The sequence below is a fragment of the Epilithonimonas sp. KH_059 genome (assembly GCF_057838485.1).
On the sequence record NZ_CM174468.1, the window covers coordinates 1,521,131 to 1,536,979 of the forward strand.

Sequence of the window (15,849 nt, forward strand, 5' to 3'; positions counted from 1 at the left end):
AGTTCTCGTGTAAAATGTAGTCCCATACCCTTTTTACAAGTCTCTAGGTGAATGTAATTTGCTAATTTATTTTTTCTTAAATTTAGAGTGTTTAATCTCCAATCCTATGAAAAAGTTAGCAATTTTGTGTTTACCTCTATTGGGTACACTTCTATTTTCCTGCCAAAACGGCACTTCAACAACTTCGAGTAATTCAAATGCAACCACAACTGAGGGCGCGAATCCGGAAACGGAAAAGCCCAACACAGATATTGCAGCTGCTTTTGAAGGTCAAACCCGAATCAAAGGTGTCCATACTTCCACTCCTTATTCCGTTGAAATTCTCAATGAAAACCTAGGTAGCCCTTGGGCAGTAATTCAACTACCTGACTCTCGGTTTTTAACCACAGATAAGAACGGATGGATGAATCTCGTGAGTAAAGATGGTAAATCTAGTCATAAAATTCAGGGACTTCCGGCTGTGGATTCTAAAGCACAAGGCGGTCTTTTAGATGTGGCACTGGATCCAGATTTCAAAAACAACAAAACATTATACTGGTCTTATTCGGAACCCGTTAAAGGCGGAAACCATACCTCGGTGGCTAAAGGAGTCCTCTCCACGGATGAAAAATCAATTGAAAACATACAAGTCATTTTCAGGGCTACTCCTGTATACGATGGCAAACTGCATTATGGGAGTCGTCTTGCCTTTGACGCAAGCGGATCTCTTTATGTGACGACCGGGGAACGATCTGATCTACCTACACGGCCACTCGCACAAGACGGCAATGCCTATCTTGGCAAAATTCTTAAACTAACGAAAGAGGGGAAAGCAGCCTCCACGAATACCTTGGGCTGGAAACCTGAGATCTATTCCATCGGGCATCGGAATCCACAAGGCCTCGTGTTTCATCCTGAAACAAAAGAGCTTTGGGAAACGGAATTCGGACCTCGAGGGGGAGATGAAGTCAATTTAATAAAACCGGGAATTAATTACGGCTGGCCCATTATTACCTACGGAAGAGAATACAGTGGCGCTGTCATTGGAGAAGGAATTGGGCAAAAAGAAGGGTATGAGCAGCCTGTCTATTATTGGGATCCCTCAATTTCTCCCAGTGGAATTGATTTCTACACGGGTTCGATTGATGAATGGAAAAACAATCTGTTTATTGGAAGCTTAAGCGGACAAAAAATCATCCGATTAGTGATTGAAAATAATAAGGTAATTGGAGAAGAATGGCTACTCACGGAGTACGGTGAAAGATTTAGAGATGTCCTTAGTGGACAAGACGGCCATCTTTATGCGGTGACCGATAGTGGAAAACTCTTTAGAGTCTCGAAAAAATAAGAATCCTTTTTTACAAACGATCCTATAGCCTTCAATTCCTGAAGGCTATTTTTTTATGTCTGATTTTTTAACTCCCTGGAAGTCTTTCAGATAAAGCGGTTCAAAATAGGCAATGTCTTCAAACATTTTTGCTTCAAATTTTGCTTTTGCTTTCCGAATTAGGTACTGCGCAGAAGGAAGAATTTCATTCTTGTAATTGGCATTGGATAGCGTCAGGAGAGACTGGGCTTTAAGTGCACCGTCTCCTACAAAAAGAACCTTCTTTCCTTCGTATTTTGAAAAGCTGTCCTCTTCTAAAATAAGATTCTGACTCTCCTCGAGCAGTTCTCCTGTAGCACCGTCATACGCTGCGGTATATACTTCCATTCGTCTTGCATCAATTAGAGGTATAATAACCTCGTAACCGCTGTTTAAAAAGGGTTCTACGAGGGTATCCATCGAATTGATAGCAATTAGCGGAATGTTAAGTGCAAAGCAAAATCCTTTTGCACTGGAAGCACCAATTCTTAGACCTGTGTAGGATCCCGGTCCCATACCCAAACAAACTGCCTCTATATCCTCTAGTGTAAGACCCGCTCCTTCAAGCGCCCACGAAACGAATGGGTGCAAATTTTCACTTTGCTTATAATTCTCAGATCGCTCTTCACATAAACATAAGAGCTCCTCGCCTTTGGAAACGGCCACGGAACAATTTTTTGAAGAAGATTCAATGTGTAAAATCGTCATGCTGCAAAATTACTCATTTTTGTGGATAGTCCTTGGTTCACTCTGTGCGGAGGGATAGATCGTGAGATCAGAAATGGTGACATGCGCGGGAGCTTCCACGCAATACCCAATCGCATCCGCGACATCTTCGGCCTTTAGGGCCTGAAAACCCTGATAAACTTTGCTAGCTCTATCTCTATCCCCTTTAAATCGGACGTCTGAGAATTCAGTCTCTACCGCCCCAGGCTGAATATTGGTTACTTTGATCCCCATTTGGGTTAATTCAAGGCGCATACCTTCTGAAATCACATCCACTGCTCGTTTGCTTGCACAGTATACGACTCCACCTGCATAGGTTTGTCTTGCCGCTACAGAACTTACATTCACAATATGTCCTTTCTCTGTCAATAAAGGAAGAATCACTTTAGAAACGTACAGTAGACCCTTCACGTTGCCATCCAGCATCGCGTCCCAGTCATCTAGGCTCGCCGTGAGTAGACTGTCTGTTCCATGCGCATTTCCCGCATTGTTCACTAGAACATCAATCTTTTGGAACGCCTCCGGAATCGAGTCTACAGCCTTTTGAACACTCTCACGATCCCTAACGTCAAACACAAGGACATGCACTTCACACTCAGAAAACTGTTTTTCTAATTCTCGTAGCTTCTCTTCTCGTCTCCCACAGAGGATTAATCGATGCTTTTTCTGTGCAAAATAAGTAGCCACTGCTTTGCCTATTCCAGAGCTTGCGCCCGTTATAAAAATTGTTTTCATTTCCTTATCTCATTAAAAAAATCGTCATCAACTGAGCTTGTCGCTTTGTTAATGACGATTAAAAATTCGTGCGGTAGTTTAGGACGGGAGTTCAGAGATTACATGAACTGCTTCTTTTAAATAAATATCACGTTGCAAGTTCTTAATCCAGTTTTCTGATTTCTTCTGAAACGCATCATCTGTTTTTTCACGTTTTAACTCGTCTTCATAGCGAATGAATTTCAATCCATTTTCGCTTTTATCAAGGGCTTCAAAACGCTTAATCTGAGCTTTTCGCTCTTGCATAAGGGCGCTGAACTTATCAATATTCAAGGTAATTGTATCCTCCTTGTCTAATTTTTCCTTCCATTTCGCAGACTCTTGAACGAGTTGGTATATGTCATCCTTCGCTAAACGCGAAGCACTATTTTGCTTCAATTTTACAAGGTCAAATCGATTCTCTTGTTTAATGTTTTGGGCCGCTGGAATCTTATCCCAGGCGAGAACAAAATCTTCATACCGTTCCCCAATTTCAGCGTGGGTAAAGAAATCGTTCATTACGATGTCGGATTCAATCCCTTTCTTCTGCGTGGACTCTCCTGTTACTCTATAAAACTTCTGAATGGTCAGCTTTAAAGATCCAAAATCATCGTTCGTACTTAAAAATCGGTTGAGATCGACAAAGGTCTGTACGGTACCCTTACCATAGGTTTGTGGCGAACCCACAAGTACGGCTCTACCGTAATCCTGCATTACACCTGATAAAATTTCAGAAGCGGAAGCGGATAGTTCATTTTGCATGATTACTAGCGGACCGGTCCAAATGGGATCGTTTGCTTTGGTGGTTAGCGTTTGAATCTTTCCATTTCCATTTTTCACCTGAACATAGGCTCCCTCCTTCATAAACAAGCTCATGATATCCCCTACTTCTGTAAGCGATCCACCCCCGTTATTTCTTAAATCAAGAATGATCCCCGAGATGCCTTGGGCTTTAAGTTTTAGGATCTCGTTCTTGATGTCGTCTGAAGCATTTCGTCCTTTTGCATCCTCGAAATCTGCATTGAAACTAGGTAAGTTTATAAATCCATATTTCTTACCGTCCGGTGCATCCACAACAATACTACGAGCAAAGGTATCTTCAATAGCTACTTCTTCCCGAACCATGGTTACTTCTTTAATGGTTTTGTCCTTCTTCTCCACGGTAAGGGTCACTTTTGTTCCTTTCTCCCCGCGAATTAGGCGTACCGCTTCATCTGCAAGCATTCCAACTACATTAACAGGCTCTTCGCTTGGTTTGGATCTAACTTTAAGAATTTTATCTCCGTCGCTTAGTTGTTTCGATTTCCACGCCGGTGCCCCTATGGTTAATTGTCCAAGGTATAAATAGCCTTTCTTTTCTTGAATTAGAGCTCCAATTCCAATCACTTTTCCTTTAAACATCAGATCAAAATCGTCTTTGTCCTTTGGAGAGTAATAGTTCGTATGAGGATCAAATACTTCTGTATATGCATTCATATACACCGTAAACCAATCCATTTTTTTCCTTTTCTTAAATCGCTTAAAGGATTCCGTCACTAGGTCTTTTACCTCCTCAGTCGCTTTTACCTGCTTTTGTTCTGGAGTTAAAATCTCAACTTTGATCGTATCCACTAATTTGTGTTTGATCACCGAATCTTTCTTCTTTTTCTGAGACTCCTCTTTTGCATTAAGAGATTCTATTTCTTGTAAAATATTGTACTTGATGTACTTTTTCCATTCGTTATAGAGATCTTTTTCTGTTTCTGGAAACTCTTTCTTTTCAGGTTCAAGGATCAGAACCTCATCTTCTTTCAGGTTGATCGGGTTCTTGAAGATTTCCTGCGTCGCTTGATCAATTTTGTCGATTCGTTGAAACAATCGATTATAAGTCAAATTATAGAAAGTAAGATCCCCTTGATTCAAATAGTCATCGAGTAGCGTTCTATGCTTTGCGAACTCTTCCGTATCCGACTTCAAAAAGTAACGTTTTGCAGGGTCAATCATACCTATGTAGGTATCGTAAACGTTTTGGGAATACGCATCGTTAATCGGCGTTGGGGTATAGTGTAAATAGCTAAGTGTATTTTTTACACTTACCATTATCGTTTGCATCTTTTCATCGTCATTCTTGGGTGAGTTAAAACAAAACACCAAAGAAGTCAAAGGGATAAAAAGAAGTAAAGTATTGAACTTGAAATTTTTAAACATATTGAACGTTCGTTTGTATAATTGGTTGAATGGCCTTGTCATTTGTTACATGACCGAAACAAGGAATCAAATTTAATACCTTATTTACAAAATGTCATCTAATTTTTGATTAATTTTGTGAAAATGAATACGACAACTCAAAAACCGCTCATTTTGGTAACCAATGATGACGGCATTACAGCACCCGGAATTCGTAACCTGGTTGAATTTATGAACGAAATTGGAGAAGTGGTGGTGGTCGCACCCAATTCTCCTCAAAGTGGCAAAGGTCACGCCATCACGATAAACTCTACGCTTACCTTTGAAGAAATAAATCTCGAAGGGCCGCAAAAGGACTATTCTCTTAGCGGTACGCCTGTAGACTGCATAAAATTCGCATTGAACCAGATTCTCACTCGAAAACCCGATTTAGTGGTTTCAGGTATAAACCATGGAGCTAACTCTTCAATTAATGTCATTTACTCAGGGACCATGTCCGCTGCAGTGGAAGCAGGCGTTGAAGGCCTACAAGCCATAGGCTTTTCACTTCTTGATTTCAGCTGGGAGGCTGACTTCAAACAAGCAAAGGAGTACATTCAACAAATCGTAAGAAAAACATTAGCCAACCCTCTTCCGAAAGGGATCGTCTTAAATGTAAACATTCCTAAGTTAGAAAAAGAGGAGCTTAAAGGAATTCGTGTCTGTCGACAAGCAGATGCAAAATGGGAAGAAAGTTTTGACGAAAGAGTAAACCCACACGGTAAAAAATACTATTGGTTAAGCGGATATTTCAACAATATGGATGAAGGGAAAGATGCAGATGAAGTAGCTCTCTCTGAAGGATATATCTCTGTGGTTCCCGTCAAATTCGACCTAACTGCTCACGAGTACATTAAAGATCTCGGAGAGGTGCTAAACACCTAATTAAAAAATCAAGGGTAGACTCTATCACTACTAATAACCAAAACGGGAGGGCCTTTAATTAGCCTCCCGTTTTTTTATAGTACTTAAAAATCCCCTGAAGGGTTTTTGTCGAACGAATTCTTAATCGACTATAGCTCCAATCTTTTCACTGCGCCCCTAAGAGCATTTGCAGCTACTTTTAATTGCGTGCTCCAGTCCTCTGCCGCGGACTCATCTGCACCGTCTGAAACATACTTTAAGCAAACGAAAGGTAAATCTTCGCGTTTGCATAGAAAGGCAAACGCATAAGCCTCCATATCGATTAAGTTAAAAATATCTTTCTTCATCGTGGTTTCAAAATTGTCCCCTGAACCGCATATTCCCTTCTCAAACCCATTTGGAACCAGACCATAAGCTAAAACTTCAGGCTCGTCGATAAAGGGGGTTTTGTACTTGGGAAGTCCAAGTCCACTCACATCCATATCTCTTTGAACAAAAGCTTCACTGACCACAATTTCACCTCGGTTAAAAAAGCTACTTCCTGCCGTGCCTAGATTCAAAACGAGATCGGGTTTGGGTCCACTCATTAACCGTTTTGTCAAATGGTACGCTGCGTTCACTTTGCCAACACCCGTAAAAAGGGTTTCAAATTCTTTGAATTCTTGTCCTGCTTCTGCTTCCATAGCAAAAACCAGAAGCGGTTGATGATACGTCGTGCCGTCAATACAAATTGCCATGACCTACGTTAGCATTCCACCGTCCACGTTAAGAACTTGTCCTGTAACGTACCCTGATAACTCACTTCCTAGAAATACACAGGCATTTGCTACGTCTTTAGGTTGTCCTCCACGTTTCAAAGGAATGGCTTCTCTCCACCCTTGAACTGTCTTTTGATCGAGTGCACCGGTCATTTCCGTTTCGATAAACCCTGGAGCAATTGCGTTGCAACGGATATTTCGGGAACCTAGCTCAAGTGCAATGGATTTTGTAAAGCCAATCACACCCGCCTTCGAAGCTGCGTAATTTGCTTGTCCTGCATTTCCCTTAACCCCGACAACAGAAGTCATATTGATGATCGATCCAGATTTTGCTTTCATCATCGGCTTAATGACCGCTTTGGTAAGATTAAAGACGGAATCTAAATTCACACGAATAATCGTATCCCAATCCTCCTTTGACATACGAAGCATTAGGTTGTCTTTTGTAATCCCGGCGTTATTGACTAGAATGTCAATTTTTCCAAACTCAGCCATTACTTCGTCGATCAGTTGCTGGGCCGCATCAAAATCAGAAGCGTCTGATTGATACGCTTTTACTTTTGTATCGGAACCTAGTGTCGTTTCAAGTTCTTTTGCTTTCTCCACGGATCCTGCATAGGTAAAAGCTACTTGTGCACCTTGTGCGACAAATCCTTCTACAATTCCTTTCCCAATTCCTCTTGTGCCGCCCGTAACAAGGGCCACTTTTCCTTCTAGTAATTTCATATATATCAAATAAGTAAAAAAGGACGCTCTCCTTTTTCGTTGGTTAATTCTTTGTATTGTTTATAATGAGAACGATTTCTCCTTTTAAGGTTTTGCTTTTTGAAAACGCAATCAATTCCAGAATGCTTCCGCGCTTTGTTTCTTCGAATTTTTTTGATATTTCCCGACTTAAACTCACGCGAGTTTCCGGACCAAAAAATTCTAAAATCTGTTCAAGTGCAGTATTGATTTTGTGCGGACTCTCGTACAATATTATGGTTTTTCCTAAGGCGGCAAGTTCCTTTAATTTCGTTTGTCTCCCTTTCTTGGCGGGTAGAAAGCCTGCGAAGAAAAACTCATTGTTCGGAATCCCTGAGACTACCAATGCCGGTACAAAAGCGGTGGCACCGGGCAAACAGATCATCTCTATATTTGCATCACTACAGGCGCGTGCAAGTAAATATCCAGGATCTGAAATCCCAGGCGTTCCTGCGTCAGTGATAATTGCGATGTTTGAACCGTTTTGCAGGTCTTCCACGATTTTGTCCGTCGCATGATGCTCGTTATGAAGATGGTAGGATCGTGTAGGTTTACTTATCTCATAATGTTTGAGTAAGATACCTGAAGTCCGAGTGTCTTCGCACAGGATATAATCGACTTCTTTTAAAATACGAACCGCTCGAAAACTCATGTCTTCAAGATTCCCGATGGGCGTGGGTACAAAATACAAGATTCCACTCATAACTCTTCAAAAAATTCATTTGCAAAGGATTCTAGACTAGGATCTCGCGCCCCCATTAACAAGAGCACGCTTTGAGAATCTAAATGAGAACGCATGCTTTTCAAAAGATCTTTTCGATCCTCTACAAAAAAAGCTTGCTTTCCTGCATTCTGAATTCCTTTTACTAAATCGTTTGCAGAAATATCCTTTGTGGCGCTCCCGCCAGCGTAGTAAATCTCGCTCATCCATATCTCATCCTTCTCACGTAGAGCTGATGAAATTTCTTGAATGAAATCGTCTTTTAAAAAGCGTGTGGGACCAAATCCATGGGGCTGAAACCAGGCAATCACCTTAGGTCTTACAGCTTGAACTGCACGGATAGACGCGGCACACTTTGCAGGATTGTGAGCGTAATCATCAATTACCCATATTCCGTTTTTTTCTCCTACGATCTGGTGGCGTCGAAAAATCCCTTCGTAAGATTTTAAGCTCTCTGCGCAGGTTTTTAAATCGACTCCAATTTTATGGGCTACGGCTACGGCCGCCGCTGCATTCTCTGCACTATGCTGTCCTAGGGCATTCATTTCAAATCCTTGCGCAAGCAGCTCAAAACGAATCTCAAATTCATTCTGAACATAATTCGTTACATTGTAATGAGCTTCTGGAGTTTCGAATCCAAAATCTTCATTTTTATGGTCAGAAAGCTTCTGTGTGAGTTCATGACCCAAGTTCACCACGAAGCTACCCGTTGTATTGGATTTAAATTGTTGAAAAAGAGAAATCAATTCCTCAATTTCTTGATGGTCTTTGTCAATATTGAGTAGTAGCCCAATCTCGGGTGTGTATTGTATCACGGACCCATCACTCTCATCTGCTTCAATAATGAGCCATTCGCCTTTTCCGACGTAGGCATTCCCAAGCTTACCTTCTTTAATTATACTTGTTAACCCTGCACCTGTAATAATGCTTGGGTCCATGTTCCCATCCCTTAGGATTTGGAAAAGCATGGCAGCGGTGGTACTTTTTCCGGAAGTGCCCGCAACCGCTACTGTTCGCTTACTTTTAGCGATCAGGGCTAAAAGCTCACTTCTTTTGATAATAGGAATTCCTAATTCCTTTGCCTTTTTTACTTCTGCAACTGTGTCTTCAATGGCACTTGAAACTACGATTAGCTCGGTTGCAGCAGAAATTCCAGATCCGTCCTGCGCAAAACATTGAATACCTTCCTCTTCAAGTTGTTCTTTGGTTCGATTGTACTCTAGGGAATTAAAAAACCGATCGCTGCCTGCAACCTGTTTCCCTACTCCGCTAAGATACTGAGCGATAGCACTCATGCCCACTCCAGCAACTCCGATAAAAAAAACAGTATTGAACTGGGAAATATCTTTAATCATACGCTTTTAAATTCTATATTTTGTTTTGGAAATAGGTTCGGCTATTGAAATTTATTCTCTACTAGCATCCATAGCCTCTGGGCATACTCATCCACTTTTTTCCAATCTCTTTTGTGGTATACCTGGCTTAAATAGTCTTTTGCCTCCGCTAAATCCCGAAACTCATTAAGTTCATTGACTGTGTGGTTTAATTCCGATTGACTTCCGTCGAATAAGATTTTAGAAAACGCAATTCGATCGTTCAAATCCAATTTAAAATGAGTTCGTTCCTTGGACTTGTTTTGGCTCTCTGTATCTGAAAAATCTTTGCTTGGCACGTGACTTTGAAGAGAAGAAGCCGTGGTTTCGAGGACTTCCTCATCAAATAAAGACCGGACGGATCCCGATAAGCCTTTGATATGCGCAAGTTTAATCTTTTTCTCGTTTCGATGCGCTTGTGCTTGCTGCTGGGTTTGGGTTGGGTTTAGAACTTCTAGCTCTTCTACCTCCTTACTTTCAACCTTTTGAGCTTCCACCGATTCTTCCATTTCAATTTCCTCTGCAGTGGACTCCAAAAGCTCTTCGGTTTGATTTTCCACCTCTACTTCTAGTTCCGCTGTTACGGGTATACTTTCCGCAATGGTTTCCTGCGTTTCTTCCCAAGCTGTAGGCGCTTCAAAGTCCTCTGCAAGTTCAAAATCTGTTTGTAAATCTTCGCTTTCTATTCTATTCTCAGTAGTCTCTTCCGCGAGTTCGGCTTCAATGCTTTCTCCTACCTCTGGCTCTGGATTGGGCTCAGGCTCTAAATTTGGAGTTTCTGATTCCTCTTCAATACTCGGTCCTGCAATTTCAAAATTGAAGGCCGGTTTTTCCTCTTCGATCTCCTCTTCTAGTTCTTGCTCACTTTCCGTCTCCTCCTCTTCTAAAACAGGTTCTGGTGCAGAAAAATAAAGCGAATTTTCCTCACAATGTTTTAAAAAAGCTATTTTCTCCACCAATATATCAAGATTCGCTTTCTGATCGATCAATTCCATTTCGCTATCAATCTCTTGTAAATCTGCGATAATCTCCTTGCAATCCTCAAAATACTGTAATCTTAAATCTTCGATCGTAGTCATAGCTAACCTTATTAAATTTTCGTTATTTTTGATGCTTCAAAACTACGGCTAATTTAACAAATGTTTTTAGAAAATACAATTAATCACGCCAAGCAGAGTGGATGGATGGAAGTCATTTGCGGATCTATGTTTTCAGGGAAAACAGAGGAATTAATTCGTAGGCTTCGACGTGCAGAAATGGCAGGGCAAGCCGTGGAGATCTTCAAGCCAAAATTAGACATACGTTATGACGAAACGCAAGTTGTTTCGCATAACGACAATAAGATCCGTAGTACACCCGTGGAGAGTTCAAGTGAAATTTTATTGCTAGGCTCTAATTGTGCGGTCGTGGGAATTGACGAGGCTCAATTTTTTGATCACGGGATCGTTGAAGTTGCCAATACACTGGCCAACAACGGAGTTCGTGTGGTTATTGCAGGTCTTGATATGGACTTCTTAGGACGTCCTTTTGGTCCGATGCCCGATTTGATGGCGACCGCAGAATACGTGACCAAAGTACATGCGATTTGCAAAAGAACAGGGAATCTAGCCAACTACTCCCTACGTATTACCGAAAGTAAAGATTTGGTTGAGCTCGGAGAAACCCAAAGCTACGAGGCGGTGAGCCGCAACGTATTTGTGGAAGAGCTCTCCAATCGTAAACGATAGTTTCATAATTAAAAAACCAATGAATTACACTGCTCAACAGATTGCAGATATTACCAACTCCGAGCTGATTGGTGACAAAAATCGCCGCGTACAAAAAATCGCGTTTGACAGTCGAATCATCTATTCCACCGAAGACACGGCTTTTATCGCGATAACCACGCCTAAAAGTAGTGGGATTAAATACATTAGTGAAGCAAAGGAGAAAGGCATTGATGTGATTATTGCAGAGCAATATTTACCCAATTATGAGGATCTTACCTGGATAATTGTGAAGGATGCGCAAGATTTTTTACAACAACTTGCTTCCTATCACTTGCGACAGATTGAGAACTTAAAAACCATTGGAATCACCGGAAGTAATGGAAAAACGGTCGTTAAAGAATGGCTATACCAAAGCCTTTGGGACCGTCAAAAGACGGTAAAAAGTCCAAAGAGCTTTAATTCTCAAATTGGCTTACCTCTATCCATCCTACAACTTGGACCCGAGGATCGTTTAGGTCTTTTTGAAGTGGGGATTTCAAAACCTGGCGAAATGGAGAGGCTGGAAGCCATTCTTTCACCAGAAATAGGCATCTTGACCCATATTGGATCTGCACATTTATATCATTTTAAGGAAGAAAGTCAATTAATCGAAGAGAAACTTAAACTCTTCAAGCATTCTCATACGGTTATTTTTTCTGGAGACAACCTAGAGGTTTACAGAAAGATAAATTCTGAGTATGCAGATCGAGAACTGCTCAGTTTTGGTTTTAAATCGCATAATGATGTACACATTATAGGCGATTGGCAAAACGTTCAAAAAGACGTTCAGATTCAACTTAAGGGAGAGCAAATTCAGCTTCCGGTCCAACAACGGGATCACGCTACATTAAACAATGCGCTCTGTGTTTTAACGACACTTACCTATTTAGGATATTCCGCTTCGGAAGCTATCGCAAAAATCAATGCGCTAAAAGGGGTCGAAATGCGACTTGAGAGTGTGAACGGTCAAAAAGGAAACCTAATTATCAATGATTCTTTCAATTTAGATCTCGATTCATTGATTACGGCGTTCCAGTTTATAAAAGAATACCAAAAACAAGAAAAAAACTTAGTTCTCACCGATTTTTTCGAAGGACAAAACTCGAAAGAGCTCTATGAGAGAGTGGCAAAGCTAACCAATGAACAAGAATTCGATACCGTTTTTCTAGTCGGGGAAGAAATATCGCAATATGCCTCTCTATTTGATTCGAAAACTTACACTTTTGAGCATACGCAACAGCTTATGTCCAGTCCTATTCTTCAACGAATAGAAGATTCTCTAATCTTGTTGAAAGGAGCTCGTCGATTTGAAATCGAGCGCTTAAAAAACCAACTAGAGCTGCAAAAGCACGACACTGTACTAGAAATAGACCTCAATTCCATTCTGCATAATATTAATGTGCATAAATCTCTACTCAAGCCACAAACGAAAATGATGGCCATGGTAAAGGCCTACGCCTATGGCTTAGGAGGGTACGAGATAGCCGAATTTTTACAGCACCACCATATTGATTACTTGGGGGTTGCTTATGCAGATGAAGGGGTGGAACTTCGAAAAAATGGAATTACCACTCCCATTATGGTCATGAATCCGGAACAGCATAGTTATGCTACAATCATTGACTACAATCTAGAGCCTGAAATCTATAGCTTTCGAGTTCTCGCGCTTTTTTGCGAGCAACTAGAGCAAAAAGGGTATTTGGGATCTTATCCCATTCATATTAAGGTCGAAACGGGTATGCACAGACTCGGATTTAAAGAATCGGAGATGAAGGCCCTTGCGCTAAAAATTAAGCAGCTAAATGTGAATGTAAAATCCATTTTCTCTCACTTATCTACCTCCGATATACCCGAAGAAAAATCCTACGTAATAAGCCAAGTAGAAACCTTTGATCGGATTACGACTTCCTTTACCACTCTACTAGGGTACTCGCCCCTACGTCATATCTTAAACTCATCGGGAATTGCAAATTATCCCGAATATCAATTTGACATGGTGCGTATCGGAATTGGTATGGTGGGCGTCAGTTCTTCCCAGCCCATTAAGGACTCTCTACAAAACGCAGTCCGTTTCAAAACCGTCATTTCTCAAATCTCTGAGATTAAAGAGGGTGATTCTGTTGGGTATAACCGCAGCTATATTGCCTCCCATGATACTCGCATTGCAACCCTACCTGTGGGATATGCAGATGGTATTCCTCGACGCATTGGTAATAAGAAAGCATTTGTAAGCGTAAAAGGGACTTTAGTGCCTGTTGTTGGGAACATTTGTATGGATATGCTCATGCTTGATATTGGAACTTTAAATGTGCAGGAAGGAGATTCCGTCACTATTTTTAACGGTAGTCCTTCACTTGAAGAGTTTGCCGTGTATTGCGAAACGATTCCTTATGAGGTTCTTACTTCCATTTCACATCGCGTTAAACGAATTTATATTAAAACCTAATGAAGAAGTTACTAAGTCTCCTACTCGTCTTCTCTCTGTGCCTAAGCATTCAAGCCCAGGTTAAAAAAGACCTTGTCATCCCTAAAAATGCAAAAGTTGGGCTCTCTCTATCCGGAGGAGGAGCCAAAGGGTTTGCCCACATTGGAGTACTTAAAGTAATAGACTCTTTAGGAGTTAAAATCGATTACATTTCAGGGACCAGTATGGGCGCCATAGTAGGAGGCCTATACGCCTCAGGCTATCGTGCGGCTGACATTGAGCAGATCGTCTTAAAAACGGATTTCTATACGCTCATCGCAAATGAAAAGACGCGGCAAGAAACTTCGTTCTTCAACAAATCAGTGGATAAATACTTGCTCAATATTCCCATTAAAGATGGAAAGGTAAATGTCCTGCCAACTGCGATTTCATCAGGTCAGAAGAACATATACATGCTAAAAGAATTATTTAAGAACGTATCCAACGTAAATGATTTTTCTAAGCTTCCGATTCCCTTTATGTGTGTGGCTACCAATTTAGAGACCGGTAAAATGGAACTCTTCGAAAAAGGAGATCTCGTCAATGCAATTATGGCAAGTTCCGCGTTCCCCTCCTTAATGGACCCTGTACAGATTGGGGATTCTCTTTACATTGACGGAGCGATGACGGTGAACTATCCTTCAAAACCTTTGAAAGACAAAGGGATTGACATTGTCATTGGAGTAGATTTAAGTCAGGGTTTGGCCACTAGAGAGCAGTTAAATAGCTTAATCGCGATCCTTAACCAAGTAACCGACTACTCGATTCAAAAAGAGACCAAGAATCAATACCAATATACAGATATCAATATCCATCCGAATCTGGAGGGACTTAGTGCTACCAGTTATGGAGATAAACAAAACATTCTATCGAAAGGCTATCAAGAAGCGCTAAAGTACAGTTCCGTATTGGATTCACTTCCAAAATCAACCGAAAGTCTATTACGGGCCCCAACAAACCCCGTATTTAACAACCTTTACAAAATTGAAGGAATTAAACTTGAGAATAACAAAATCTTTAGTAGTGATTACGTACAAGGGAAAATGAATTTGACTCTACCCTCTCTTCAGAGCTACACATCCATCAACAAGATGATTGATAAATTGTACGCTACGAATCACTACAAACTAATCAATTACGATCTGGTCCAAGAAGAGGACAAAACCTATTTGAAACTAACTGTAAATGAGGATGAAACTCGGTTCTTTTTGAAATTTGGGCTCCATTATGACGAGATCTTTAAAACGGGTTTACTGATTAACTTTACAGCCAAAAGATTGTTATTTCGGAACTCGACCATTTCTGCGGATATCATTATAGGCGATGCGCCGCGGTATTACTTCAATTATTTTATTGACAATGGGTATATCCCCGGATTTGGACTCTATTCCTCACGCATGTCTTACGATTTAAAAGATAAAAATTCAATTACGTACCAAAAACAGACCTGGTATCGAAATGATATATTCATCCAGTCGGTTTGGCAAGACCGTTACGCAATTGGTGGCGGACTTAGTCATGATCATTTTGAATCCCAAATTCCGAGTGCCACAGTTTCGACGAAAGACCAGTTTTTGAACCCCTATGCCTTTATTAAAAGCGACACCCAGGACGATCGAGATTTTGCAACGAGAGGCATCTATTTATCCGTCGAGGGAAAATTAATAGACGTACTAGATAAGGAGACGGATAATTCTATCTTCCAAGCAAAGGCAAATGTTAAAATCAACATTCCTATAACCTCCTATTACACCAATAGACTCCAAATGATGGTGGGCCTTTCTCTCGGAGAACAGCTTAATCCTTTCTATGAATATAAGCTCGGTGGGATTTTTGGACAAAACATGGGTAATTTGATACCTTTTAATGGATACGAGCTGGGACAAGAAGGCGGAAACAATGTGCTTATGGTTTCCAATGATTTCCAATTCAAGGTAAATAAAAATCTATTTCTAACTCCGAGTGTCTCCGTTGCCACTGCTTTCGATTCTTTGGAAGATACCCAATTTTTTGATATCATGCACTCCTCTGTAGGGTTAACCGCAGGCTATCGCTCTCCCTTTGGACAGATAAAACTAAATTACAGCAAATCACTTACAATTAATAATGAAGGGTTATTCACCGTAATCCTAGGACACTGGTTTTAAT

At 40.9% G+C, this 15,849-nt stretch carries 13 protein-coding genes; 5 read left to right on the forward strand and 8 right to left on the reverse strand.

Features of this window, described 5'->3' with window-relative positions; genetic code table 11:
• Positions 1 to 106: 106 nt before the first annotated feature.
• On the forward strand, positions 107 to 1,327 hold the full coding sequence (locus tag AC3IRX_RS07175; RefSeq protein WP_489209275.1) for a PQQ-dependent sugar dehydrogenase: 1,221 nt from the start codon (positions 107 to 109) through the stop codon (positions 1,325 to 1,327).
• Between the two features lie 45 nt (positions 1,328 to 1,372).
• On the opposite strand, the gene tsaB is transcribed toward AC3IRX_RS07175, so the two are convergent.
• From tsaB to AC3IRX_RS07190, 3 genes are all read right to left on the reverse strand, one after another.
• Positions 1,373 to 2,053, reverse strand: coding sequence for a tRNA (adenosine(37)-N6)-threonylcarbamoyltransferase complex dimerization subunit type 1 TsaB (tsaB, locus tag AC3IRX_RS07180; RefSeq protein WP_489209276.1), 681 nt, complete (start codon positions 2,051 to 2,053; stop codon positions 1,373 to 1,375).
• 9 nt (positions 2,054 to 2,062) lie between these two features.
• The gene (locus AC3IRX_RS07185) at positions 2,063 to 2,806 is read right to left on the reverse strand and encodes an SDR family NAD(P)-dependent oxidoreductase (protein WP_489209278.1); all 744 of its coding nucleotides are present in this window, start codon (positions 2,804 to 2,806) and stop codon (positions 2,063 to 2,065) included.
• Between the two features lie 78 nt (positions 2,807 to 2,884).
• Complete coding sequence (locus AC3IRX_RS07190; RefSeq protein WP_489209280.1) at positions 2,885 to 5,011, reverse strand: carboxy terminal-processing peptidase; 2,127 nt, start codon at positions 5,009 to 5,011, stop codon at positions 2,885 to 2,887.
• 123 nt (positions 5,012 to 5,134) lie between these two features.
• On the opposite strand from AC3IRX_RS07190, the gene surE reads away from it, so the two are divergent.
• Complete coding sequence (gene surE / locus AC3IRX_RS07195) at positions 5,135 to 5,914, forward strand: 5'/3'-nucleotidase SurE (protein WP_489209282.1); 780 nt, start codon at positions 5,135 to 5,137, stop codon at positions 5,912 to 5,914.
• Between the two features lie 128 nt (positions 5,915 to 6,042).
• On the opposite strand, the gene AC3IRX_RS07200 is transcribed toward surE, so the two are convergent.
• The 5 genes from AC3IRX_RS07200 to AC3IRX_RS07220 are packed head-to-tail and all read right to left on the reverse strand — an operon-like array spanning position 6,043 to position 10,568.
• Entirely contained in the window at positions 6,043 to 6,630 is a 588-nt protein-coding gene (locus AC3IRX_RS07200; RefSeq protein ID WP_489209284.1) for a phosphorylase family protein, read from the reverse strand.
• A 3-nt stretch (positions 6,631 to 6,633) separates the two neighbouring features.
• Complete coding sequence (gene fabG / locus AC3IRX_RS07205; protein ID WP_489209286.1) at positions 6,634 to 7,377, reverse strand: 3-oxoacyl-[acyl-carrier-protein] reductase; 744 nt, start codon at positions 7,375 to 7,377, stop codon at positions 6,634 to 6,636.
• A gap of 43 nt (positions 7,378 to 7,420) precedes the next feature.
• Positions 7,421 to 8,098 carry a 16S rRNA (cytidine(1402)-2'-O)-methyltransferase gene (rsmI, locus tag AC3IRX_RS07210; RefSeq protein WP_489209288.1) on the reverse strand — a complete coding sequence of 226 codons (678 nt, stop codon included), beginning with the start codon at positions 8,096 to 8,098 and terminating at the stop codon, positions 7,421 to 7,423.
• Positions 8,095 to 9,471 (reverse strand): UDP-N-acetylmuramate--L-alanine ligase, encoded by a 1,377-nt coding sequence (locus AC3IRX_RS07215; RefSeq protein WP_489209290.1) that lies wholly within the window; start codon positions 9,469 to 9,471, stop codon positions 8,095 to 8,097. Before AC3IRX_RS07215 ends, rsmI begins: the two co-directional genes overlap by 4 nt.
• Positions 9,472 to 9,512: 41 nt before the next feature.
• Positions 9,513 to 10,568 (reverse strand): DUF8457 domain-containing protein, encoded by a 1,056-nt coding sequence (locus AC3IRX_RS07220; protein WP_489209291.1) that lies wholly within the window; start codon positions 10,566 to 10,568, stop codon positions 9,513 to 9,515.
• Between the two features lie 60 nt (positions 10,569 to 10,628).
• Between AC3IRX_RS07220 and AC3IRX_RS07225 the strand changes: the two genes are divergently transcribed.
• Genes AC3IRX_RS07225 through AC3IRX_RS07235 form a run of 3 tightly spaced genes read left to right on the forward strand, consistent with a single transcriptional unit; the run spans position 10,629 to position 15,848 of the window.
• Positions 10,629 to 11,216 (forward strand): thymidine kinase, encoded by a 588-nt coding sequence (locus AC3IRX_RS07225; RefSeq protein ID WP_489209293.1) that lies wholly within the window; start codon positions 10,629 to 10,631, stop codon positions 11,214 to 11,216.
• A 19-nt stretch (positions 11,217 to 11,235) separates the two neighbouring features.
• Positions 11,236 to 13,683: a bifunctional UDP-N-acetylmuramoyl-tripeptide:D-alanyl-D-alanine ligase/alanine racemase gene (locus tag AC3IRX_RS07230; RefSeq protein ID WP_489209294.1), complete on the forward strand. Its 2,448-nt coding sequence runs from the start codon at positions 11,236 to 11,238 to the stop codon at positions 13,681 to 13,683.
• A complete protein-coding gene (locus AC3IRX_RS07235; protein WP_489209296.1) occupies positions 13,683 to 15,848 on the forward strand; it encodes a patatin-like phospholipase family protein in 2,166 nt (721 codons plus the stop codon). Before AC3IRX_RS07230 ends, AC3IRX_RS07235 begins: the two co-directional genes overlap by 1 nt.
• Position 15,849 lies beyond the last annotated feature (1 nt).